Genomic DNA, 23187 nt, shown 5'->3' on the forward strand with positions numbered 1-23187 from the left:
CGGCCAGAGTCAACACGCCACAGCAAGCAAAGGGTAGGATTTCTGCTTAGAGTTGGAATCTTTCTGAGAAGTATCCGTTATTCAGCGGCCCAACCGGCAGTATTTGATAGACTTACCGGCACTGAACTTGCATTTGCGCGAGCCGCCGGGAACACGACAACCTTGTCGTCATAACCGCTGTCAATCTCAACAGGTTCAATATGCGAAGCTGCCGAACTGACCCAGAAATCTTGATCAGGCTCAGGGCATCCATCCTCAAACACAAGCACCAGAGACGCTTCGTTCACCTCACGCACCAGCTCGGCAACGAAAGTCTGAGCCCCGTTTGACAACTCGATCTTGGCACTTTCGTTGATCTCGCCGGGGTTGGCGAAACTGGCTCTGGCCGCCAATATAGATCCAAGACCGGTGGAGCCTGCGTGCAGCGCAACTTGGTCAGCACTTGCGGCGAGTTGGACCCCTCGCCCCCTCCAGGACCAAGAGCTACCAACGCACAAGTGGGCCAAAGGCGCCGCCTCAAGCCCGTCAACTTCCGTCTGTGTCCAAAATATTGCTATTCGACCGTTATAACCGGTTCTCATCTGTCCGCCCGCACTTTTACTCATCCCACAAGTAACTGTGCTTGTGTATCAACGAAAAAATGGGCGGAAAAGAGACCGAAATGTAGCAATCACGAAAATGTTGCTAAAGAACAGCCTCATATTGATACTTTTCGTCGAATGTTGGTGAACGTCTGGCGCACCGCGCTAAGTTCGCTTCGATCCGAAGTCCGCGAAGATAGCCGACTTTGATTGATTGCAGATAGCTTTTACGCCAAATCAGCCACACTTAGAATGACCGCAGCTGCGGCAGGTCATGCAGCCTTCGATCATCACCATGTCGAACTGACCACAGGATGGGCAAGTCTTGCCACGCGGGGCGTCCATGTTGACCACCTGCGCCTGAGGATCGGATTTCAGGCCCATGCCTTCGCCCTCAAGGAAGCCGATATTGACCATGTGTTGCTCGATCACGCCGCCAATCGCGGCCAGAATGGACGGAATGTACTTGCCTTTGACCCAGGCCCCGCCGCGCGGGTCGAACACAGCTTTCAGTTCCTCGACCACAAAGGACACATCGCCACCGCGTCGGAACACGGCCGATATCATCCGGGTCAAAGCCAGCGTCCAAGCATAATGCTCCATATTCTTCGAGTTAATGAACACCTCGAAGGGACGGCGGCGTCCGCCAATGACGATATCGTTGATTGTCAGATAAATTGCGTGCTCGCTGTCCGGCCATTTCAGCTTGTAAGTCGACCCTTCAAGCGATTGTGGGCGATCAAGCGGTTCGGACATATAAACGACCTCGCCCCCGTCAACCTCATGCGGGGCATCCGCGCTTTCACCCGGCGCTTTGTCGTCGCTTTCCGATACGCTCAGAACCGAACCGGTGATATCATTGGGGCGATAGGTTGTGCAGCCTTTGCATCCCTGATCCCAGGCCTGCATGTAGACGTCTTTGAAGGCATCAAAGCTGATATCTTCGGGGCAATTGATTGTCTTCGATATCGAACTATCGATCCACTTTTGCGCCGCCGCCTGCATTTTCACGTGATGGGACGGGCTTAGTGTTTGCGCATTCACGAAATACTCGGGCAATTCGGCGTCGCCAAACTTGTCGCGCCACATCTGCACCGCATAGTCCACAACCTCTTCTTCGGTGCGCGAACCGTCCTTTTGCAGCACCTTGCGCGTATAGGCATAGGCAAAAACCGGCTCGATCCCCGAAGACACGTTGCCCGCATACAGCGAAATCGTACCCGTCGGCGCGATCGAGGTCAGCAGCGCGTTGCGGATGCCGTGTTCGCGGATTGCGTCGCGCACATCGTCATCCATCTGTTGCATGGTGCCGCTGGCCAGATATTTCTCGGCGTCAAACAGTGGGAAAGCGCCCTTTTCCCTCGCCAAATCGACCGAAGCCAGATACGCGGCGCGCGCGATTGCGTGCAACCAGCGCTCGGTCTGACGCGCCGCCTCGTCCGAGCCGTAGCGCAGACCCAACATCAACAGCGCATCGGCCAGACCAGTCACGCCCAGCCCGATGCGGCGCTTGTCTTGCGCCTCGGCTTCTTGTTCGGCCAGCGGGAATTTCGACGCGTCCACCACGTTGTCCATCATGCGAACGGCGGTGGCCACCAGCTCTTGCAAGGCCTCCTCGTCCAGATGCGCGGCATCCTCGAACGGCTCGGCAACCAACCGTGCCAGATTGATCGAGCCCAGCAAACAGGCACCATAAGGCGGTAGAGGTTGTTCTCCGCACGGGTTGGTCGCCGAGATCGTCTCGACGTAATTCAGATTGTTCGCCTGATTGATCCGGTCGATAAAGATCACGCCCGGCTCGGCATAATCATAGGTGGCCTGCATGATCTTATTCCAAAGATCGCGCGCCTGAACGGTGTGATAGACCTTTCCGTCAAATACCAGATCCCACGGTCCATCGGCCTTGACGGCCTCCATGAATGGATCGGTGACCAGAACCGACATGTTGAACATGCGCAAACGCGCCGGGTCGGATTTCGCGGTGATGAACTGTTCGATATCCGGATGGTCGCAGCGCATGGTCGCCATCATCGCACCACGACGCGAGCCTGCAGACATGATCGTGCGGCACATGGCGTCCCAGACGTCCATAAAGCTTAGCGGGCCCGAGGCATCCGCTGCGACCCCTTTCACATCGGCGCCGCGCGGACGGATGGTTGAGAAATCGTAACCGATCCCCCCGCCCTGCTGCATGGTCAGCGCGGCCTCTTTCAGCATGTCGAAGATACCGCCCATGCTGTCGGGGATCGTCCCCATCACAAAGCAGTTGAATAGGGTTACCTGTCGCGCGGTGCCCGCCCCTGCGGTGATGCGGCCAGCAGGAAGGTATTTGAAATCCTCTAGCGCCTCATAGAATTTTTTTTCCCAATGCGCCGGGTCTTCTTCCACACGCGCCAGATCACGAGCTATGCGCCGCCAGCTGTCCTCGACTGTCTGATCGATGGGCGTACCATCCGCCTGTTTGAAGCGGTATTTCATATCCCAGATCTGCTCGGCGATGGGGGCGGCAAAGCGGCTCATTGGTGATTCCCTGTACTGAAAGAGGCATTCAGATTAGCCCAGATCACATCTAAACCACAACACCTTGATGACAAGCGCATGAGGGCTACAATATAGGGATCACCCTTGGGACGACTCTGTGGGAAAGCTGTGGATAAGTACGTAAACCTCATCAAACTTTCGGTTGGGTCAGAAAGCGTCGACACGTTGATGGCATGGCAAGACAGCCGCAAACCACTCTATGAGGACGGATACCCGCGCCACGTCACCCGCATGTGGCCCAAGCGCGACGCTGAAATTCTGAATGGCGGGTCGATCTATTGGGTGATCAAAGGTGTGGTCCAGTGCCGCCAGCGCATCCTGCGGCTGGATGAAGTCCGTGGTGAGGATGGCATCCGCCGCTGCGCCATCGTCCTGGACCCCGAGGTACACAGAACGCAGAACGCTCTGAAGCGTCCATTCCAGGGCTGGCGGTATCTCAAGCCTGAGGACACCCCTGCCGACTTGCCTAAAAATCGCGAGCAGGACGATGCCCTGCCCGACGATCTGAACCGCGCATTAGCGGAAATTGGGGTGCTTTAGGCCAACCTGTCCAGCAGCTCATTCAAAGCCGTCTTTTCAGCCGCATCGTATTTGGCCACGCGGCTGCGCCACAGCGTGGCCTGCGATTGCAGGATCAGCCCATCCGACAGGATTTTCAGGTGGTTCGCCCGCAGTGTTTCCCCGGTCGAGGTGATATCGGCAATCGCCTCGGCTGTCTCATTCACCACCGTCCCCTCGGTTGCACCCTGGCTGTCGACCAGCGTGTAATCGGCCACCCCCGCTTCGGTCAGGAATTCGCGGACCAGACGGTGGTACTTGGTAGCGATCCGCAGCCGATGGCCATGCGCCCTGCGAAAACCTGCCGCCGCTGCATCCAAATCATCCAGAGTGTCCACGTCGACCCAGCAGGCTGGGGTTGCGATGATAAGGTCCGCCTTGCCGAACCCCAAAGGTGCAACCTCTTCCACCTGCTGTTCCCAGCGCGGCAGCTTTTCATGCACAAGATCGATGCCGGTCACGCCCAAATGAATGCGTCCCGCCGCCAGCTCGCGCGGAATCTCTCCTGCAGACAATAGGATCAGCGAGACGCCACCAATCCCATCAACCTTGCCCGCGTATTCCCGGTCTGATCCGCTGCGCGACAGTGTAATGCCGCGCTTTTCAAACCATGCGAAGGTCTTGTCCATCAACCGGCCCTTCGAAGGCACACCGAGTTTCAGGCTCATTGCGCAGCCTCCTCGATTTCGAGCATCAGGTCCGGGCGGATCACGCCGCCAATTGCCGGAATCTCGGCCCCACCACCCAATTGCCTGGTCAGCGCATCATAGCGCCCACCGGTTGCAACCGGTGGCAGATCAGGGCGGCCTTCGGCATAAAAGCCGAATACAAACCCGTCGTAGTACTCCATCGAGGTCCTGCCATAAGACGCCTCAAAATCCAGTGTATCCACATCTACGCCCCGCGCTTGCAGGGCTGCGATACGAGCCTCCAAACGATCCAAAGCAGATGTGATCTGTGGCAGATCAACCGCAATGTCACGCAGTTGTTCCAGCGCGAAAGGCATGGTTTCTCGCACATTAAGTAGCGTCTCCAAACCGGCCAGTTCATTGTCCGAGATCGGCGGCGCAGCGCGGTCTTCGCGCAGGGCATCAATCCGTTCGAGAATTTCGGGCGTGCGGCGCTTGCCTATCATGGGCACGTCAATCGCCAATGGGTCGACCGCGTCAAGCAGAGCATCGCGCCCCTCGAGACTAGCTTTGCGTCCGGCATATCGGTCCAGCAAAACGCGGAACCGGCGAGGCCGCCAGAGATGCCGCATCAATGCAGCCTTACGACGACTAGTGGTCTTGAGACCCCCGACCGCGGCGATCAGAATACCGATATCACCTGTCGCTGCCCGCAAAGGCAGCCCGCGCAATTGCAGGGCAAATAACGAAAACACCTCGGCATCGGCTCCGGCGGGGTCTTCGCGATCAAATACTTCGTAGCCGACTTGGATATACTCATTAGCACGATCCGGATCGTGTTCCTGACGGCGGAACACTTCGCCGGAATAGGTGTATCTTGCTGGTTCAGCCCCGTCGGACATGTGCATCTGCACCACCGGCAGGGTGAAATCCGGGCGCAGCATCTGCTCACCCCGCAGCGCGTCCGAGGTTACGTAAGCACGGGCGCGGATATCTTCTCCATAGAGGTCCAACAGCGTCCCGGCTGGCTGCAGCAGAGGCGTATCAACCACCTGCGCGCCCGCCGCCTCGAACCGGACACGCATCATGGCGGCGCGGGCCTGTATTTGGGAACGGTTCGGCATGGGTCAGTCCCGATTGTCCAGAATCTCGCGCACCTTAGCAACCAGATCTCCGCGGGGCACTTCGAACTGGCTGGGCCGTTCTTTCCATTCCTCAAGCGTGGCGCTTTCGGCAATCTTGGCGCCAAGGATCAGGTCCTTGATCTGCACGATCCCATTTGCCTTTTCGTCACCGCCTTCGATCACCGCAATCGGAGAGTTCCGCTTGTCCGCATATTTCAGCTGATTTCCAAAGTTCTTAGGGTTGCCCAAGTAGACCTCGGCCCGGACTCCTGCATTCCTCAGTTCAGCGACCATCGTCTGGTAATCCGCCATGCGGTCGCGATCCATGACTGTCACAACCACCGGGCCAGTCGCTTGCGCCGCGATCCGCCCCTTTTCACGCAAAGCGGCCAGCAATCGGTCAACACCGATGGAGATGCCGGTCGCGGGTACTTCCTGTCCGGTAAACCGCTTGACCAGATCGTCATAACGACCACCACCCGAGACCGACCCGAATTGCCGCTTGCGGCCCTTCTCGTCGTATATTTCGAAGGTCAGTTCGGCCTCATAGACCGGCCCGGTGTAATAGCCGAGGCCACGCACGACCGAAGGATCAATCTCGATCCGGTCCGAACCATACCCGCCTGCATCCAGCAGCGCACCAATCTGCTCCAACTCAGCGATCCCGTCCGCACCGATCTTGCTGTCACCCACAGCGGCGCGCAGGTTGGCCAGCGTTCCGGCGGTATCTGCAGCTTTAGAAGTCAGGAAGGCAATCACCGGCTCGGCCTGATCACCGCTAAGACCAACACCATCGATAAAAGCGCCAGAGGCATCCAATCGGCCTTTGGTCAAAAGCTCACGCACACCAGCCTCGCCCACCTTGTCGAACTTGTCGATCGTGCGCAGAACATTATCTCGGGCGGCGGCGTCTTCACCCAAACCCATCGCTTCGAGCACACCATTCAGAACCTTACGGTTGTTGACCCGCACCAGATAGTCACCGCGCGGGATTCCAACGGTTTCCAGCGTGTCCGACAGCATAGCGCAAATCTCGGCATCCGCAGCCATTGAGGCCGTGCCCACCGTATCCGCATCGCACTGATAAAACTGGCGATACCGCCCCGGCCCCGGCTTCTCGTTCCGCCAGACCGGACCCATCGCATAGCGGCGATAAGGCGTCGGCAGATCGTTGCGGTGCTGCGCATAGACACGGGCCAGAGGCGCAGTCAGGTCATAGCGCAGCGCCATCCAGTCGCCATTGCCGCCTTCGTCAAATTCCTGCCATGCAAATACGCCCTCGTTCGGGCGGTCCACGTCGGGCAGGAACTTGCCCAACGCCTCAACCGTTTCAACCGCGCTGCTCTCCAAGGCATCGAACCCGTAACGATGATAGACGCCTGCAATCGTCCGCAGCATCTCGGTGCGCTGCGTGACTTCCTCGCCGAAATAGTCACGGAACCCTTTCGGCGTTACGGCCTTGGGGCGGGGCTGTTTCTTGGGCTTGGCCATGTGGGGCGTCCTTGGGATTTAGTGTTCCGCGCGCGGTCTATCCCATGGTCTGTTTCGGGGCAAGGCGGGGTTTCTCTGGCCAGGGCGTCACAGGGTCGCTATGAGACGCCTATAAGGAGAGCCCCATGCAGCATCTGGAAGAGCAGATCGCCCATCTGACCCGCACGGTTGAAGAGCTGAACTCGGTCGTCACAAACCAACAGAGCGAGATCGACCGCCTGACCCGCCGTGTTGAGATGTTGCTGCAGCGCGAGGCAGAGCGCGCACAGGACGGCTCAGGTGGCGTTGTGTTCGGCGACGAACGCCCGCCGCATTACTGAGGGCAAGCTGATGGCGAGTGAGGACAGCAACGCGCAATGCGTGTGGATTGCCACGACGGTGAACAACATCAACGTCATCTCAGCGGTAATCCGAAAGGAATACACCCCTCAATGGCGTGAAAGGCAGTCGCCCGAGGATGTTGAGTGGTCCAAGCGAATGGTTCAGGAATCTGACTTGGGCTGGAAACGCGGTGAGCTGCTGACCAAAGCGCATATTGGTAGTCTGTGGTACTACAACTCAAAAGCCGAATACTACACTGCGCCGTTTATCAGCGGCGGCGGCTATCCTCTGGTTTCAGAAGCGGCCAAATCCGTTCTGGAACAGTTCGATCTGGGGAGCACGGTATTTCATCCGCTGACGTTGATGGATTCGACTGAAAACCACCTGACCACGTCCGAGCGGTATTATTTTCTGAACGTGTGCAACAAGCGATCCATGGGCAACTACGATGTTTTGGGGCCAGAGGGCGATATCCGTTCACCGCTGGACAACATCGGCAAGGGAATCTGCTACCTTCCTAGAAGCAATCAGGAATCTAAACTGGTAGTCATACCTGAAGCGCTTGGTGGACCGGACATCTGGCTGGACCCGAAAGTTCCGAACCTTCTCTTTTTGTCCGACCGTCTCGTCTCAGGCCTGAAAGACGCCCAAATGGACAGAGGCTGGGGCCTTGTGCGTTGTCCAGTGGGCAGGCTTTAGCGCTCGCAAGACCAAGCGCTCGCTTACAACCCCAGCGTCGACTTCACTGCATTGTCGACCACCCCGCCCAGAAGGGCGTTCTTATCTGCGGCACAACCTTCAGACAGCGCGGCGATGAAGGCTTCGCGCAGTTGGGCCTTTTCCTCGTCAGAGGCTGCATGATCCTGGATATTAATCTGGCGGTTGTAAAGTGACAGGGCCGTCATCTTTCCTACGACTTCGACAACAAAGGCTTCGTCCCCGTCGGCCTCTTCGGCGATCGAGGCGCATGTATAGTGCATCATAGGCAGGACGTCTTGCACCATCTGCTCAGCAGCCTCATCCGCGAAAGCAAACGTCGGAAGAACAAACAGCATGGCGCAGAAGGAAGATTTGATGGGATTTTTCAACATCATGATCACTTCCAGTTATGTCCGATAATCGCACCGGCCACCCCACCGACCGCAGCCCCTTTACCATCGCCTACCAGCGCGCCAACGCCCGCGCCGACCAAGGCCCCGGTAAGAGTGTTTTTCTTCTTTTTGTCGTCTGCATGTACCGCAGTGGCCAATGCCAGTGAACATGCCGCAGCGAGTGTAAATATCCTGAAAACATTGCCTGAACTTGCCATTTCGGTACCCTCCTGTGAAATGACCTTTGAGGATCTTCACCCAGCCTAGCGGGGTCCATCGCGTGTGGCAACATTACGGTTCGGGATCAGATTTCTTCGATCTCCGATATCCCCTCGAGCGACTTCAGCGCGCCTTTGATTTCTGGGTTGATCGGAAATTCCCGGCCCAGATCCATCTCGACCTCGCCTGGCAGTCCGGGATCGAACAGACAAACATAAACAGGTCCCTTGGCCACCCTTTTAGCTGAAGCCTCTGCGCCTTCCAGTACCGTGGCCATGTTCGGCAAAACCTTCGAATCCTCGACAAACACACGCAAACCCGTTGCACCCGCATCGGCCACAACTGTATCAACCGGACCAACGGAACGGCCCAGCAGTTTCAGCTGATCGGCCTCCATGGTCGCTTCGGCCGTCAGTACCACCTGTGCGCCGGTTTCCAGAAACTCTCGGGATTTCTCCAGTGTTTCCGAGAATAACGTGACCTCGAATGCTCCGGTGGGGTCAGAGAGCTGGGCAAATGCGAACCGATTGCCGCGCGCTGATTTCCTTTCTTGCCGTCCGGCAACGACGCCTGCCATCTTGGCAATAAATGGGCCAGAGCGCGCCTTTTCAGTCACCTGATCCAGTGTCAGTACCTGTTTGCGCTTCAGGGCCGGCATATAGTCATCCAGCGGATGGCCGGACAGGTAGAATCCGATGGCCTTGAATTCCTCGCTCAGGCGTTCGGCAGGTAGCCAATCAGGCGAAGGGGACAGACGCGGTTCGGGCAGGTCATCGCCTGCCTCGCCAAACAGGGAAACTTGGTTGGAATTCTTCTGCTCGTGAATCGCCGCCGAATACTGAACCAACGGATCAAGGCTTTCAAACACACGGCGACGATTTTTATCGAGCTCGTCAAAGGCACCGGCGCGAGCCAGCATCTCAAGCGGGCGTTTGCCGACCTTCTTCAGGTCAACACGGCGGGCGAAGTCGAACAGGTTTACGAAAGGCTTTTCGCCACGCCCCTCAACCACAAGATTCATTGCCTCGACGCCTACGTTCTTGAGCGCGCCCAGCGCATAGACCAAATGCCCATCGGCCACATCAAAGGTCGCTTGGGATCGATTCACGCACGGCGGAACATAGGGCAGCTGCAGTCCCTTGCGGACTTCCTCAAAATAGATCGCGAGCTTGTCGGTCAGATGGATATCGCAGTTCATGACACCTGCCATGAACTCGACCGGGTGGTTCGCCTTTAGCCAGCCGGTTTGATAGCTGACCACCGCATAGGCGGCGGCGTGGGATTTGTTGAAGCCATAGTTGGCGAACTTGTCCAGCAGGTTCCAGACTTCAGTCGCCTTGGCCTCATCCACATTGTTTTCGGCAGCACCTTTGAGGAACTTGGGCCGCTCTGCATCCATCGCCTCCTGAATTTTCTTACCCATCGCGCGGCGCAGCAAGTCCGCGCCCCCAAGGCTGTAACCCGCCATTTCCTGCGCGATCTGCATCACCTGTTCCTGATAGACGATGATGCCCTGCGTCTCATCCAAGATATGGTCGATGGACGGGTGCAGCGTGTCGCGTTCGCTAAGCTTGTTCTTGACTTCGCAGAACTTGGGGATGTTCTCCATCGGGCCGGGTCGATAAAGCGCGACGAGGGCGATGATATCCTCGATACAATCCGGCTTCATCCGCTTGAGCGCATCCATCATGCCCGAGGATTCCACCTGGAACACCGCCACCGTCTTGGCCGCCGAATAGAGTTTGTACGTCGCCTCGTCATCCAGCGGGATGGCGTTGATCTGATTTATTGCCCCTTCGGCGGGTTCATAGAGTTCCGTGCCATCGGGAGCTATGTGAAGGTCACGGCCTGACTTAAAGATCAAATCCATTGCGTTCTGGATTACGGTCAGTGTTTTCAGACCCAGAAAATCGAACTTTACGAGCCCGGCCTGTTCAACCCATTTCATGTTGAATTGGGTCGCAGGCATGTCCGAACGCGGGTCCTGGTATATTGGAACCAGTGCATCCAGCGGCCGATCTCCGATCACCACGCCGGCAGCGTGTGTCGAGGCGTTGCGCAGCAGCCCCTCGACTTGCTGGCCATATGTGAGCAGACGGTCAACGACCTCTTCATTGCGTGCCTCTTCCCTCAGGCGCGGCTCATCCTTCAGTGCCTTTTCGATGGAAACGGGTTTGACGCCTTCGACTGGGATCATCTTGGACAGGCGATCAACCTGCCCGTATGGCATCTGCAATACACGCCCAATATCGCGCACAGCCGCCTTCGACAGCAAGGCACCGAAGGTGATGATCTGCCCCACTTTGTCGCGCCCGTATTTCTGCTGCACGTAGCGGATAACCTCTTCACGGCGATCCATGCAGAAGTCGATATCGAAGTCGGGCATAGAAACCCGCTCGGGGTTCAGAAACCGTTCAAACAGAAGCGAATACCGCAGCGGATCAAGGTCGGTAATCGTCAGCGCATAAGCCACCAGTGATCCCGCACCCGAGCCTCGCCCCGGACCCACCGGAATGTCATGATCCTTGGCCCATTGGATAAAGTCGGCAACGATCAGGAAATAGCCTGGGAAGCCCATCCCTTCGATGATGCCAAGTTCGAAATCCAGCCGTTCCTGATATTCTTCAGGTGTCACGGCGTGCGGGATCACGGCCAGACGTTTTTGCAGACCCTCGTTGGCGATGCGACGCAGTTCGGCGACCTCATCATCTGCAAACTTCGGCAGGATCGGGTCGCGGCGATAGGCCATGAAGGCGCAGCGTTGCGCGATTTCAACCGTATTCTCGACGGCTTCGGGCAGATCGGCGAACAGCGTCACCATCTCCTGCTGCGACTTGAAATAGTGCTGCGCGGTCAGACGTCGGCGACCGTCCTGCTGGTCGACATAAGCCCCCTCGGCGATACAGATCAGCGCGTCGTGGGCCTCGTACATGTCCGAAGTCGGAAAATAGACGTCATTGGTGGCCACCAGCGGCAGGTTCTTGTCATACGCCATCTCGACATGACCGCGCTCGGTCAAGCGCTCGGCCTCAGGTTGACCTCCTTCGCCAGGGTGACGCTGCAACTCAACATAAAGGCGATCCGGGAAAATCGCGGACAAACGATCCACCAAAGCCTCGGCAGCAGGGCGCTGACCTTGCTGTAACAGCAACCCTACGGGCCCGTCTGGACCGCCGGTTAAGCAGATCAAATCATCTGATCGTTCCGCCAATTCGTCCAAAGTGACCTGCGGCAACTGCCCGCTTTTGTCTACATACAGGCAGGAACTGAGCTTCATCAGATTCTCATATCCCACCTCGGATTGTGCCAGCAGCACCAGCGGCGCGGGTGCTTTTGGCTTTTCTCCCGGCTGCGCCTGAACGTAACTGAGATCGACCTGACAGCCCATGATCGGTTGCACACCCGCCCCGCTGGCGGTGACCGAAAACTCTAAGGCCGAGAACATTGAATTGGTATCCGTCACCGCGACGGCGGGCATCTCCATCTTCTGGCACAGGTCCGGCAGCTTCTTCAGCCGCACGGCGCCTTCCAGCAACGAATATTCAGTGTGAACGCGGAGGTGAATGAATCGGGGGGAACTGCTCATACAGGCTAAGCTATCTCAGCCAGCGACGTTGCAAAAGCGGGAACCGGCACCATCGAATGCCGAAAAAATCATCGGTGATTATTCGGCTTTTTCAGAAGGTGCTTCGGGCGCAGGAACGCACACCTTCCCAAAAAGTGTTTATTTTCAATTTATTAAGTTTCACACATACACTACAATCATGGGCCGCTCGGGTGCAATGGTGTATCATATAGGCAGTTTTTCTTGCCAGATAAGGTGCGCTGTTTCTAACATCTGACGGCAAGCTACCGCCCGCCACTCTTTCTACGTCGCATCGAAGGAGGGCCGAACGGGCGCAACCGGGTAACGCGACGGGTTTCTCGAATGAACATCACGTTTCTTCTGAACGGAGAGACAGTGGAGCTGCCGGATGTCGATCCGACGGCCACCCTACTGGACTGGCTGCGTGAAGATCGCGGTCTGACAGGCACCAAAGAAGGCTGCAACGAAGGCGATTGCGGCGCGTGCACGGTCATGGTGACGGACGAAGAGGGTGCGAAAGCTCTGAACTCCTGCATCCTGTTCTTGCCCCAGCTGCATGGCAAAGCGGTTCGTACAGTCGAAGGGGCAAGCGGCCCGGATGGCGAAGCACATCCCGTTCAACAGGCAATGGTTGACCTGCACGGTTCGCAATGCGGTTTTTGCACTCCGGGTTTTGTCATGTCGATGGTCGCCAGTCATGCGACGGGCGCCACGGATCATGACACCCAGCTTGCCGGAAACCTTTGCCGCTGCACTGGCTATGCACCGATTATTCGCGCTGCGAAAGCGGTCGAGGACCGTCCCGTGCCAGTCTGGGTCAAAGACAAGCCACTCGCATCTTCTGCTGCGTCGCGCATGCTGCCTGAATCTTCCGATGAACTGGCAGCTGTTTATGCTGAAAACCCGAATGCCACGCTGGTTGCCGGAGCAACAGATGTCGGCCTGTGGGTGACAAAGCAACTGCGCGACCTGGATCCAGTAATCTTCCTCAACCGTTGCGATGATCTCAAACAAATCACCATCACCGACGACGAAATTCGCTTTGGCGCAATGGTCGACATGAATCGGATGGGTGAGGCTCTGGCCGATCTTCACCCCTCTTACGCCGAAATGATCCGCCGCTACGCCAGTGTTCAGGTGCGCCATGCTGCAACGGTGGGCGGCAACATCGCCAATGGCTCGCCCATTGGGGACAACCCGCCTGCGCTGATTGCTCTGGACGCAACCCTTCATCTGCGCAAAGGCGACACCCGCCGGTCCGTTCCGCTGGAAGAGTTCTTTATCGACTATGGCAAACAGGACCGCGTTCCCGGTGAATTCGTCGAAGCTGTCAGTTTCCCACGTCAGCTGGATCGCCTGAAGGCCTATAAACTCAGCAAGCGGTTCGATCAGGACATCTCGGCCGTCTGCGGGTGTTTCAACATCACCGTCTCGGTCGGCATCGTCACGCAGGCGCGCATCGCGTTCGGCGGCATGGCCGGCATCCCGAAACGGGCAACCCATGTCGAGGCCGCATTGGTCGGTAAACCTTGGGCGCGCGAGACGATTGACGCCGCGCTGCCTGCCTTTGCTGACGATTATTCACCACTTACGGACATGCGCGCCTCGGCCACCTATCGACTGGAAACCGCCAAAGCGATGCTCGAAAGATACTTCCTGGAAGATCAGGGCGAAGTGACCAATGTGCTGGAGGTATCGGCATGAGCGTGACCAAACCCCTCCCCCACGACGCAGCACCGCTGCACGTTTCAGGAACCGCGCGGTATGTGGACGATATCCCAACACCCAGGGACAGTTTGCATCTGGCTTTTGGCCTCAGCCCGATTGCCAAAGGCAAGATCACCGCAATGGACCTGTCTGCGGTGAAGGCTGCCGAGGGCGTCGTGATGGTTATGGCCGCGGATGATCTGCCCTTCGCCAACGACGTATCGCCTTCGATCCATGATGAACCGCTACTGTCGGACGGCACGGTTCACTATATCGGTCAACCGGTGTTTCTGGTCATCGCCAGCAGCCATCTGGCCGCCCGCAAGGCGGCCCGTTTGGGCAAGATCGACTATGCCGAGGAAACCCCGATCCTAACCGTCGAAGAGGCTCTGGCCGCCGACAGTCGGTTCGAAGACGGCCCGCGCATCTATGCCAAAGGTAATGCTGATGCGGCTATTGCAGGATCCGCCCATGTGATCGAAGGGTCATTCGAGCTTGGCGGGCAGGAGCATTTCTATCTGGAAGGTCAGGCCGCTTTGGCCGTGCCGAATGAAGGCGCGGATATGCTGGTTCACAGCTCGACCCAGCACCCGACCGAGATCCAACACAAGGTGGCCGATGCGTTAGGCGTTCCGATGCACGCCGTCAGGGTCGAGACGCGCCGTATGGGCGGCGGTTTTGGCGGCAAGGAAAGCCAGGGCAATGCGCTGGCCGTTGCTTGCGCGGTCGCCGCTTGCGCAACTGGCAAGGCGTGCAAGATGCGTTATGACCGCGACGATGATATGAACATCACCGGCAAACGCCACGCGTTCCGCATCGCCTATAAGGCCGGATTTGACGAAAACGGCCATATTCAGGGCGTCTCGTTCCACCACTACGCCATCTGCGGCTGGGCGCAGGACTTGTCCCTGCCCGTCGCCGACCGCGCGATGCTGCATTCGGACAATGCCTATCTGTTGCCAAATGCACGGATCGAAAGCCACCGGCTGAAGACCAACACCCAATCCGCCACCGCTTATCGCGGCTTCGGCGGCCCGCAGGGCATGGTTGGCATCGAACGCGTGATGGACCACGCCGCGTATGAGCTGGGTCTGGACCCGGTGGAACTGCGCCGCCGAAACTATTACGAACCGGCCCATGCGATTGCCGAGATCACGCCGTCCGAGAGGCCTTTGGGTCATCCCGACCCGCATGAGGACCTAACAAGCCGCGGCGCGGTCGAAACCGGGGACGCCCCCGTGCGCCCTCTGCCCGCTGGCGGCAATACCACGCCCTACGGAATGGAGGTCAGCGATTTCGAATTACACGGGATGACTCAGGCGCTACTGAAATCCAGCGATTACGAAACGCGCAAGGCCGCCATTGCGAAATGGAACGCCGAGAACAGCGTGATCAAGAAGGGCATTGCCTTTTCTCCGGTCAAGTTCGGGATTTCCTTCACGCTGACCCACCTGAATCAGGCAGGCGCTTTGGTGCATGTGTATCAGGATGGCTCGGTCCATCTGAACCACGGCGGTACCGAGATGGGTCAGGGCCTGTTCCAAAAGGTGGCGCAGGTGGCGGCTTCGCGCTTTGGCATCCCGCTGGAGATGGTCAAAATCACCGCCACAGACACGGCCAAGGTACCGAACACTTCGGCCACGGCAGCATCCTCGGGCAGTGACCTGAATGGTATGGCCGTGAAGGCGGCCTGCGATACGATCCGCGATCGAATGGCGGACTATCTGGCCGAGCGGCATCAGGCCGATCCGTCGTCTGTCACCTTCTCTGATGGCCATGTTTCGGTTGGCGCAGAACGCTACACCTTCGCTGAAGCTGCAGCGCTGGTCTATCAGGGTCGGATCAGCCTGTCGGCGACCGGTTTTTACAAGACACCCAAGATCGAATGGGACCGGATCGCCGGACGAGGCCGTCCGTTCTTCTACTTCGCCTACGGAGCGTCGGTCACCGAAGTGGCCGTCGACACTCTGACTGGTGAGAACCGCATTCTGCGTACCGATATCCTGCATGATGCCGGTGCTTCCTTGAACCCGGCGTTGGATATCGGGCAGGTCGAAGGAGGTTATGTGCAAGGCGCGGGCTGGCTAACGACCGAGGAACTGGTCTGGGACGGCACGGGCAACCTGCGCACACACGCACCCTCGACCTACAAGATTCCCGCCTGCTCAGATCGACCCGACGTATTCAACGTCGCACTCTGGGATGCCGAAAACCGTGAGGACACGATCTATCGTTCGAAAGCGGTGGGCGAACCTCCGTTCATGCTGGGTATTTCAGCATGGCTGGCCTTGTCGAATGCGGTCGCGGCCTGTGGAGAGGTCTACCCCGCTCTTGATGCACCAGCCACGGCTGAAGAAGTTTGGCGCGGCGTCCAAAAGATGAAGGGAGGCATCTGATGGGATTTGACTTGGAGGCTTTGAGGGAGGCGGTCAAAACCCACGGAACAGTGGTCCGGGTGGTCATCGCCGGCATCAAAGGGTCGTCTCCACGTGAAGTGGGGGCCGCGATGCTAGTCTGGAAGGACGGGCAAAGTGGCACCATCGGTGGAGGCACGTTGGAGTATCAGGCAGCCGAAGCTGCGCGATCCCAAACCACCGCCACCCGACTAACGCATCACGCTCTTGGCCCCGACATGGGGCAATGCTGCGGTGGTGCAGTTTCATTGCTGAGTGAAGTATTTGATCATGAAACGCTGAATGCACTGGACGATACCGTCATCGCGCGTTCGGCCTCGGGCGGAGAGATGCCGCTATCGGTCAAACGTCTGCTGGCGGCAGCGCGAGGACAGGGTGTCGCACCCAAGCCCCAACTGATCGAAGGTTGGATGGTCGAACCCGTTCACAAACCGACGCGTAATCTGTGGATCTGGGGCGCAGGCCATGTAGGCCGAGCGCTGGTGGAAGTTTTGTCCCCCCTACCCGATCTGGCAATCACCTGGGTCGATACCGGACCCAAGCGGTTTCCCGATGTGGTTCCAACCGGTGTAACCCCGGTTCCGACCGCAAAACCCGCCGAGCTGGTTCGCCACGCGCCAACCGATGCCGAGCATCTGGTGCTGACCTATTCGCACAATCTGGATCTGGAACTGTGCAACCGGCTGCTTTCGCACAATTTCCTCTTTGCGGGGCTTATCGGCTCGGCTACGAAATGGGCGCGATTCCGGTCGCGGCTTGCGGCCCTTGGACATCCGCCCGAGCGGATCAGCCGGATCACCTGTCCGATCGGCGATCCGGGCTTGGGCAAACACCCGCAGATGATCGCCGTTGGGGTGGCAGCGCAACTGTTACGCCCCGCCCGACAGAACGAATTGAAGAAGGACCTGAGCGCGTGACCACTCCACTTCTGAGCTTGCAAGGGCTGACCAAAGCCTATCCCGGCGTCGTGGCCAATGATCAGGTGTCCTTTGACATCGGTGAAGGCGAAGTTCACGCACTGTTGGGCGAGAACGGCGCAGGCAAATCCACGCTTGTCAAAATGATCTACGGGCTGGTGAAGCCCGACAGCGGCACGATGCTGCTGCGAGGGCAGCCCTATGCACCGCCTGAACCGCGCGCCGCACGTGCGGACGGGATCGCGATGGTGTTCCAGCATTTTTCGCTGTTCGATGCATTGAACGTCGCCGAGAATATCGCTCTGGGGATGGAGAACCCACCCCCGATGGGAGATCTGGCGTCGCGTATTCGCGAAGTATCCGAAACCTACGGCTTGCCCTTGGATCCTTTCCGTACGGTGGGTGATCTGTCTGCGGGTGAGCGTCAGCGGGTCGAAATCATCCGCTGCTTACTGCAGGACCCAAAGTTGCTGATCATGGACGAGCCGACCTCGGTTCTGACGCCGCAAGAGGTTGAAATCCTTTTCAAAACGCTGAACAAATTGCGCTCGGAAGGGACATCGATCCTGTATATCTCGCACAAGCTGGAAGAGATTCGAACGCTATGCGACCACGCCACGATTCTGCGGCTGGGTAAGAATGTGGGCGAATGTGTACCAGCTGAAACCTCAGCGCGCGATATGGCTGAGATGATGGTGGGCTCGACCCTGCAGACACCTGAACGTTCCGGCCGGGAGTTCGGTGACGTTGCGCTGGATGTCAGCGGATTGTCAGTGCCGTCGCCGTCGGAATTCGGAACCGCGCTTCGCAACGTCCACATGACCGTCCGCAAGGGCGAGGTTCTGGGGATCGGGGGTGTCGCGGGGAACGGTCAGGATGAATTGCTGGGTGTGCTTTCTGGCGAAATTCCGACCACCGCAGATGCGATCAAATTCAGCGGTCAACCCATCGGCAAACTCGGCCCGACCGCGCGGCGTAAGCTGGGCGTGTTGACCGCGCCCGAAGAACGGCTGGGCCACGCGGCTGCCCCTGATATGAGCCTGACCGAAAACGCTCTGCTGACTGGGTCGGTCCGCGAGGGGCTAGAGAATAACGGCTTTCTGAAGTGGTCCGAGACCAAGAGCTTTGCCGAAAAGATCATTAGCGCCTTTGACGTGCGTACGCCGGGTCCTGAAAATGCCGCCCGGTCGCTGTCGGGCGGGAACCTGCAGAAGTTCGTGATTGGTCGCGAAGTGCTGCAAAACCCGGATGTTCTGGTCGTGAACCAGCCGACTTGGGGCGTGGATGCAGCGGCGGCGGCCTCGATCCGGCAGGCCATTCTGGATCTGGCGGCCAAGGGAACTGCGGTCATCTGTATCTCGCAAGACCTCGATGAACTGATGGAAATCTCAGACAGCTTTGCCGCCTTGAACGAAGGACGACTAAGCGCCCCGCGTGAAACTACGGGTCTGACGGTCGATGAGATCGGCCTGATGATGGGCGGCGCGCATGGCATGGAGGTGGCCCATGTCTAAACAGTTAAAAGAAAAGAGAAACGCGGGGGTATGAGCAAATGATTGTGTTGGAGAAACGGCCTCAGCCGTCCAAGGCGTGGTCTTATGCCACCCCTCTGGTCGCGGTCCTGGCGACGATGGTTTTTGGTGGCATCCTGTTCGCCATTCTGGGCAAAAACCCGGTCGAGGCTATTGGAACCATTTTCTGGGAACCCCTGTTTGGCGAGTTCGCCTTCTATTATCGGCCGCAATTGCTGGTTAAAGGGGCGCCGCTGGTTTTGATCGCCATCGGCCTGTCTTTGGGCTTCCGCGCCGGTATCTGGAATATCGGGGCCGAGGGTCAGTACATTATGGGGGCCATTTTCGGTGCGGGCGCTGGTCTGGCATTCTATCCGCTGGATGCATTCTACATCTTTCCGATCATGGTGATTGCAGGCGCGTTTGGCGGCTGGCTATGGGCAATGATCCCAGCCTTCCTGAAAGTGCGCTTCGGTACCAATGAAATCCTTGTGTCGTTGATGTTAGTCTATGTGGCCGAACAGATGCTGGCCTCGGTCTCGCTAGGCCTGCTGAAGAATCCCGAAGGGTTCGGCTTTCCGGGTTCGCGCAATCTGCAATCCTACGACAGCGCGTATAATGCCGAGCTGATTGCGGGTTCAGGCATGCACTGGGGCGTAGTCACTGCCCTGATCGCTGTTATCTTTGCATATGTCTTGCTGAACCGGCACATGCTGGGCTTCCACATCCGCCTGACAGGTGAGGCCCCGCGTGCGGCGAAGTTCGCCGGTGTAAACCCTGCCCGCCTGATCCTGTTCTGTTTGGGTCTGGCCGGCGCGCTGGCCGGTCTTGCGGGGATGTTCGAAGTCTCGGGCCCTGCTGGCGTGGTCAGCATCGATTTCAACGTCGGTTACGGCTTTACCGCGATCATTGTGGCTTTCCTTGGCCGTTTGCATCCAGTGGGCATCCTGCTGGCCGGAGGCCTGATGGCGTTGACTTATATTGGCGGTGAAATCGCCCAATCTCAGCTGGGTCTGCCCGCCGCAGCCATTCAGGTATTCCAAGGGATGCTTCTGTTCTTCCTGCTGGCATTCGATCTTCTGACAAACTACCGCATCCGTGCGGCCCGTAGCGAGGTAGCGTGATATGGACCTTGGTGAAATTAACCCCGTCCTTCTGGTCGCCTCGCTAATGGTGGCCGCAACCCCACTTTTGTTGGCCGCAATCGGAGAATTGGTGGTCGAAAAAGCAGGCGTCCTGAACCTCGGTGTCGAGGGCATGATGATCGTGGGCGCAATCAGCGGCTTCGCAATCTCAGTCGAGACCGGTTCGCCCTGGCTGGGCTTTATTGCGGCAGCAATCGGTGGCGCGGTGCTATCGCTGTTGTTTGTGCTGCTGACGCAGGTGGCGCTGGCCAATCAAGTTGCCAGTGGCCTGGCCCTAACATTGTTCGGCCTCGGGTTCAGCGCGCTGATGGGGCAGAGCTACGTAGGAATCAAGCCGCCCAGCATGGGTGAAATCCATATCCCGGTGATCAGCGATATCCCTGTTATTGGACCAATCCTGTTTCAGCACGACCCGATCCTCTACGTCGGAATTGCCCTGACGGCCGCCGTCTGGGCCACGCTGAAATACACACGCATCGGCCTGATATTGCGCGCCGTTGGCGAAAACCACGATGCGGCGCATGCGCTGGGCTACAAAGTCATCAAGATTCGCATCATGGCGATCCTGTTTGGTGGTGCTTGCGCTGGCTTGGGCGGCGCCTACATCAGCCTGATCCGCGTGCCGCAGTGGACCGAGGGCATGACTGCCGGTGTCGGCTGGATTGCCTTGGCGCTGGTGGTTTTTGCCAGCTGGAAACCATGGCGTGTCTTGCTGGGCGCCTATTTGTTCGGCGGCATCACTGTGTTGCAGCTTAATTTGCAGGCAGCGGGCGTTGCCATTCCTGTCGAGTATCTGGCAATGTCGCCCTACATCATCACGATCCTTGTGCTTGTGATCCTTTCGGCCGACAAGAGCAGCGCACCTGCCGCATTGGGCCGGACCTTCCATGCCTCGCACTAGGCGAGGCCAACTGAACCAACTTGGGGAGTAACACATGAAATTCACTACACTTTTGGCAAGCGCCGCAATGGCGCTGGGTCTGGCCTCGGGGGCCATGGCCCAAGACAAGACCAAAGTCGGCTTCGTCTATGTCGGCCCAGTGGGCGATGGCGGCTGGACCTATGAGCACAACAAGGGCCGTCTGGCCGTGGAAGAGCACTTTGGCGACAAGGTTGAAACCGTGTTCGTCGAGTCGGTGCCTGAGGGCCCAGATGCAGAACGCGTGATGACCCAGATGGCACTGGAAGGCGCGGACCTGATCTTCACCACCTCGTTCGGCTACATGGATCCGACCATCAATGTCGCGAAGAAATTCCCGGATGTGAAATTCGAGCACGCAACCGGCTACAAGACCGCCGACAACGTCTCGGTCTACTCGGCCCGTTTTTATGAAGGTCGCGCAGTCCAAGGCCACATCGCCGGTAAAATGACGGAATCGAATATCATCGGCTACATCGGGTCCTACCCGATCCCTGAAGTGATCCGTGGTATCAACTCAGCCTATATCCACGCCAAGAAGGTGAATCCGGATGTCGAGTTCAAGATCGTCTGGGCCTACACTTGGTTCGATCCTGCGAAAGAAGCTGACGCCGCCACAGTTCTGATCGAACAGGGCGCGGACGTGATCCTGCAGCACACTGACTCGACTGCACCGCAGGCAGCCGCGCAAGAGGCAGGAAACGTTGTCACCTTTGGCCAGGCCTCCGACATGAGCGAATACGCACCCTTCCCGCGTGTGTCTTCAATCATCGACGATTGGGCTCCCTACTACATCGCGCGGACCCAAGCTGTGATGGACGGAACATGGGAAAGTGCCAACACGTGGGATGGCATCCGGGAAGGCATGGTAGCAATTGGTGAGATTTCGGACGCCGTTCCGGCTGATGTTAAAGAAGAAGCACTGGCGCTGAAAGCCGCGATGGCAGCCGGTGAATACCACCCCTTTACTGGCCCGCTGAAAAAGCAGGACGGCAGTGACTGGCTGGCCGAAGGCGAGACCGCCGATGACGGTACGCTGGCGGGCATGAATTTCTACGTTGAGGGGCTGGAAGGCGAAATTCCGCAGTAGAATCTGATCCGGAAACTAACAACAAGGCCCGCATGTTTTTGCGGGCCTTTTTAGTCGCCCTGAGCCCAATCTGGACATTGACGAGTGGCTATGCGCATCGTGAAACATGTCGCTCACGGAAGACCTGAACCAAATTTTAGAAACTGCCCTGCCGACCGATCCCAGTTTTCGACAGATCGAAAAGGCCGTGATTGACGACTGTATTGGTGAAACCCGGCAATATGCTTCAGAGGGCTCTGTCGAAGCCTTCCTGTTGTCAGCGATGCGTTTATTTGCACTTCCCGGCAATGGGCACACACGGCTGATCCCGAATGATGCGATCTCGGTGCTACCGCTGAGATTCGTGAGCGTTGGACGTTCCGTTCAATTCATCGACGCGGCGCCAGAGATAGCCGCACCGCGAGGAGAGTTGATAGCGGTCAACGGCTCAGCTTTGAGCCAGATTGAAGCCACTGCAGAGAAATTTCTGGCGGGAACGTACCAAAGGAAACGGGTCATCGGCCCGATTCTACTGGCTTGGCCGTACGCTTTGGCACGTTTGGGTTTTTCGTCAAACGGCGGCATGACCGAGTACCGTGTGCAGGACGAAAGTGGGCGGATAGCCAATCTGAAAGTGGCCAATGAACATACAGTTCCTGGATCGATGCTCTACCCGAGAAACGAGCACGGCAAGGCTGATCCAGCCTGGGAACCCGAGATATTTGTTGAGATAAAGGACTGGCAAGAGCTAGGGCTATCAATAGCGTTACCAAGCTTCTTTGATCCGAACGAAAATGCGCTGCCTAAAGCCATCTCAGCCGCGGTGGAATGTGTGCGCGCATCCTCGAACAAAACACTACTAATTGATGTTCGCGGAAACACTGGTGGCGACTTTCTTCTAACGATGCCCTTGATCGACGCGATCTCAGAAAGTGCAAACAAGCAGGTTGTTATGCTTGTCGATAAATTCACGTTTTCCGCTGCGATAGTGTTTGTAGCCATCCTCAAACATCGATTGGGAAACAGGCTCAAACTTATTGGTGAGGAAATGGGAGATAGGCTGACGTTCTTTGCCGAGGGCGGATTGCTCGAATTGTCGACCAGCGGAGCGGTCGTTCGTTACTCATCAGCCTTTCACGACTGGAAGAATGGAACCATTGACGATACCACGCCGCCCGAAATCGCAAGAAAAATCGTACCTGCGGGATCACTGAACTTGGATTTGGAATGGATCGAAAGACCTGCAGTTGAAGATGCACCAACCGAACTCCATCAACGAGTTCTCAAAAGCATGAGCAAATCGCTAGACAGCCGCTAAGTCTGCATAGCTGCATTCCAAGAAAGCAAATGCTGCACGCGCGGCG

At 57.8% G+C, this 23187-nt stretch carries 19 protein-coding genes; 11 read left to right on the plus strand and 8 right to left on the minus strand.

Translation table 11 applies throughout. The features are described from left to right. Positions 1–77: 77 nt before the first annotated feature. Together ACR0MJ_RS13385 and ACR0MJ_RS13390 are read right to left on the minus strand one after the other, a co-directional pair. Positions 78–392, minus strand: a complete 315-nt coding sequence (locus ACR0MJ_RS13385) for a hypothetical protein (RefSeq protein WP_480761297.1) — start codon at positions 390–392, stop codon at positions 78–80. 426 nt (positions 393–818) lie between these two features. Continuing rightward, complete coding sequence (locus ACR0MJ_RS13390) at positions 819–3101, minus strand: adenosylcobalamin-dependent ribonucleoside-diphosphate reductase (RefSeq protein WP_170401907.1); 2283 nt, start codon at positions 3099–3101, stop codon at positions 819–821. Between the two features lie 129 nt (positions 3102–3230). Between ACR0MJ_RS13390 and ACR0MJ_RS13395 the strand changes: the two genes are divergently transcribed. Beyond that, positions 3231–3662: a DUF1489 family protein gene (locus ACR0MJ_RS13395; RefSeq protein WP_170392480.1), complete on the plus strand. Its 432-nt coding sequence runs from the start codon at positions 3231–3233 to the stop codon at positions 3660–3662. On the opposite strand, the gene hisG is transcribed toward ACR0MJ_RS13395, so the two are convergent. Genes hisG through hisS form a run of 3 tightly spaced genes read right to left on the minus strand, consistent with a single transcriptional unit; the run spans position 3659 to position 6924 of the window. Further along, positions 3659–4348 carry an ATP phosphoribosyltransferase gene (gene hisG / locus ACR0MJ_RS13400; protein WP_170401909.1) on the minus strand — a complete coding sequence of 230 codons (690 nt, stop codon included), beginning with the start codon at positions 4346–4348 and terminating at the stop codon, positions 3659–3661. The two genes, ACR0MJ_RS13395 and hisG, sit on opposite strands and share 4 nt — an antisense overlap. Further along, positions 4345–5433, minus strand: coding sequence for an ATP phosphoribosyltransferase regulatory subunit (locus tag ACR0MJ_RS13405; RefSeq protein WP_170392482.1), 1089 nt, complete (start codon positions 5431–5433; stop codon positions 4345–4347). Before ACR0MJ_RS13405 ends, hisG begins: the two co-directional genes overlap by 4 nt. Before the next feature lie 3 nt (positions 5434–5436). Continuing rightward, complete coding sequence (hisS, locus tag ACR0MJ_RS13410) at positions 5437–6924, minus strand: histidine--tRNA ligase (RefSeq protein ID WP_480761299.1); 1488 nt, start codon at positions 6922–6924, stop codon at positions 5437–5439. A gap of 125 nt (positions 6925–7049) precedes the next feature. On the opposite strand from hisS, the gene ACR0MJ_RS13415 reads away from it, so the two are divergent. Both ACR0MJ_RS13415 and ACR0MJ_RS13420 read left to right on the plus strand, forming a co-directional pair. Continuing rightward, the gene (locus ACR0MJ_RS13415) at positions 7050–7244 is read left to right on the plus strand and encodes a SlyX family protein (protein WP_480761301.1); all 195 of its coding nucleotides are present in this window, start codon (positions 7050–7052) and stop codon (positions 7242–7244) included. A gap of 10 nt (positions 7245–7254) precedes the next feature. Further along, positions 7255–7944 carry an imm11 family protein gene (locus ACR0MJ_RS13420; RefSeq protein WP_480761302.1) on the plus strand — a complete coding sequence of 230 codons (690 nt, stop codon included), beginning with the start codon at positions 7255–7257 and terminating at the stop codon, positions 7942–7944. A 23-nt stretch (positions 7945–7967) separates the two neighbouring features. Here ACR0MJ_RS13420 and ACR0MJ_RS13425 read toward each other — a convergent pair whose 3' ends face one another. From ACR0MJ_RS13425 to dnaE, 3 genes are all read right to left on the minus strand, one after another. Further along, a complete protein-coding gene (locus tag ACR0MJ_RS13425) occupies positions 7968–8339 on the minus strand; it encodes a YmgD family protein (protein WP_170401919.1) in 372 nt (123 codons plus the stop codon). 2 nt (positions 8340–8341) lie between these two features. Next, on the minus strand, positions 8342–8554 hold the full coding sequence (locus ACR0MJ_RS13430; RefSeq protein ID WP_170392486.1) for a YMGG-like glycine zipper-containing protein: 213 nt from the start codon (positions 8552–8554) through the stop codon (positions 8342–8344). A gap of 86 nt (positions 8555–8640) precedes the next feature. Continuing rightward, the gene (gene dnaE, locus ACR0MJ_RS13435) at positions 8641–12141 is read right to left on the minus strand and encodes a DNA polymerase III subunit alpha (RefSeq protein ID WP_170564231.1); all 3501 of its coding nucleotides are present in this window, start codon (positions 12139–12141) and stop codon (positions 8641–8643) included. A gap of 342 nt (positions 12142–12483) precedes the next feature. Between dnaE and xdhA the strand changes: the two genes are divergently transcribed. From xdhA to ACR0MJ_RS13475, 8 genes are all read left to right on the plus strand, one after another. Then, positions 12484–13845, plus strand: coding sequence for a xanthine dehydrogenase small subunit (gene xdhA / locus ACR0MJ_RS13440; protein WP_480761305.1), 1362 nt, complete (start codon positions 12484–12486; stop codon positions 13843–13845). Then, on the plus strand, positions 13842–16244 hold the full coding sequence (xdhB, locus tag ACR0MJ_RS13445; protein ID WP_480761306.1) for a xanthine dehydrogenase molybdopterin binding subunit: 2403 nt from the start codon (positions 13842–13844) through the stop codon (positions 16242–16244). The genes xdhA and xdhB overlap by 4 nt, the downstream gene beginning before the upstream one ends. After that, complete coding sequence (xdhC, locus tag ACR0MJ_RS13450; protein ID WP_480761308.1) at positions 16244–17179, plus strand: xanthine dehydrogenase accessory protein XdhC; 936 nt, start codon at positions 16244–16246, stop codon at positions 17177–17179. The genes xdhB and xdhC overlap by 1 nt, the downstream gene beginning before the upstream one ends. Continuing rightward, the gene (locus tag ACR0MJ_RS13455; protein WP_170636097.1) at positions 17176–18693 is read left to right on the plus strand and encodes an ABC transporter ATP-binding protein; all 1518 of its coding nucleotides are present in this window, start codon (positions 17176–17178) and stop codon (positions 18691–18693) included. The genes xdhC and ACR0MJ_RS13455 overlap by 4 nt, the downstream gene beginning before the upstream one ends. A gap of 38 nt (positions 18694–18731) precedes the next feature. Next, entirely contained in the window at positions 18732–19814 is a 1083-nt protein-coding gene (locus ACR0MJ_RS13460) for an ABC transporter permease (RefSeq protein ID WP_170392492.1), read from the plus strand. Position 19815: 1 nt separating this feature from the next. Further along, a complete protein-coding gene (locus ACR0MJ_RS13465; protein ID WP_170392493.1) occupies positions 19816–20736 on the plus strand; it encodes an ABC transporter permease in 921 nt (306 codons plus the stop codon). A 34-nt stretch (positions 20737–20770) separates the two neighbouring features. Then, positions 20771–21844: a BMP family ABC transporter substrate-binding protein gene (locus ACR0MJ_RS13470; protein ID WP_170392494.1), complete on the plus strand. Its 1074-nt coding sequence runs from the start codon at positions 20771–20773 to the stop codon at positions 21842–21844. Between the two features lie 106 nt (positions 21845–21950). Then, a complete protein-coding gene (locus ACR0MJ_RS13475) occupies positions 21951–23141 on the plus strand; it encodes a S41 family peptidase (protein ID WP_480761309.1) in 1191 nt (396 codons plus the stop codon). The last annotated feature ends 46 nt before the right edge of the window (positions 23142–23187 follow it).

The organism is Ruegeria sp. C6 (assembly GCF_056537625.1).

Excerpts from the sequence above, each read along its gene's own strand:
- ACR0MJ_RS13390 (WP_170401907.1), bottom strand. The coding sequence starts at position 3,101 with ATGAGCCGCTTTGCCGCCCCCATCGCCGAGCAGATCTGGGATATGAAA.
- hisG (WP_170401909.1), bottom strand. The coding sequence starts at position 4,348 with ATGAGCCTGAAACTCGGTGTGCCTTCGAAGGGCCGGTTGATGGACAAG.
- ACR0MJ_RS13405 (WP_170392482.1), bottom strand. The coding sequence starts at position 5,433 with ATGCCGAACCGTTCCCAAATACAGGCCCGCGCCGCCATGATGCGTGTC.
- hisS (WP_480761299.1), bottom strand. The coding sequence starts at position 6,924 with ATGGCCAAGCCCAAGAAACAGCCCCGCCCCAAGGCCGTAACGCCGAAA.
- ACR0MJ_RS13415 (WP_480761301.1), top strand. The coding sequence starts at position 7,050 with ATGCAGCATCTGGAAGAGCAGATCGCCCATCTGACCCGCACGGTTGAA.
- ACR0MJ_RS13420 (WP_480761302.1), top strand. The coding sequence starts at position 7,255 with ATGGCGAGTGAGGACAGCAACGCGCAATGCGTGTGGATTGCCACGACG.
- ACR0MJ_RS13425 (WP_170401919.1), bottom strand. The coding sequence starts at position 8,339 with ATGATGTTGAAAAATCCCATCAAATCTTCCTTCTGCGCCATGCTGTTT.
- ACR0MJ_RS13430 (WP_170392486.1), bottom strand. The coding sequence starts at position 8,554 with ATGGCAAGTTCAGGCAATGTTTTCAGGATATTTACACTCGCTGCGGCA.
- dnaE (WP_170564231.1), bottom strand. The coding sequence starts at position 12,141 with ATGAGCAGTTCCCCCCGATTCATTCACCTCCGCGTTCACACTGAATAT.
- xdhA (WP_480761305.1), top strand. The coding sequence starts at position 12,484 with ATGAACATCACGTTTCTTCTGAACGGAGAGACAGTGGAGCTGCCGGAT.
- xdhB (WP_480761306.1), top strand. The coding sequence starts at position 13,842 with ATGAGCGTGACCAAACCCCTCCCCCACGACGCAGCACCGCTGCACGTT.
- xdhC (WP_480761308.1), top strand. The coding sequence starts at position 16,244 with ATGGGATTTGACTTGGAGGCTTTGAGGGAGGCGGTCAAAACCCACGGA.
- ACR0MJ_RS13460 (WP_170392492.1), top strand. The coding sequence starts at position 18,732 with ATGATTGTGTTGGAGAAACGGCCTCAGCCGTCCAAGGCGTGGTCTTAT.
- ACR0MJ_RS13465 (WP_170392493.1), top strand. The coding sequence starts at position 19,816 with ATGGACCTTGGTGAAATTAACCCCGTCCTTCTGGTCGCCTCGCTAATG.
- ACR0MJ_RS13470 (WP_170392494.1), top strand. The coding sequence starts at position 20,771 with ATGAAATTCACTACACTTTTGGCAAGCGCCGCAATGGCGCTGGGTCTG.
- ACR0MJ_RS13475 (WP_480761309.1), top strand. The coding sequence starts at position 21,951 with ATGTCGCTCACGGAAGACCTGAACCAAATTTTAGAAACTGCCCTGCCG.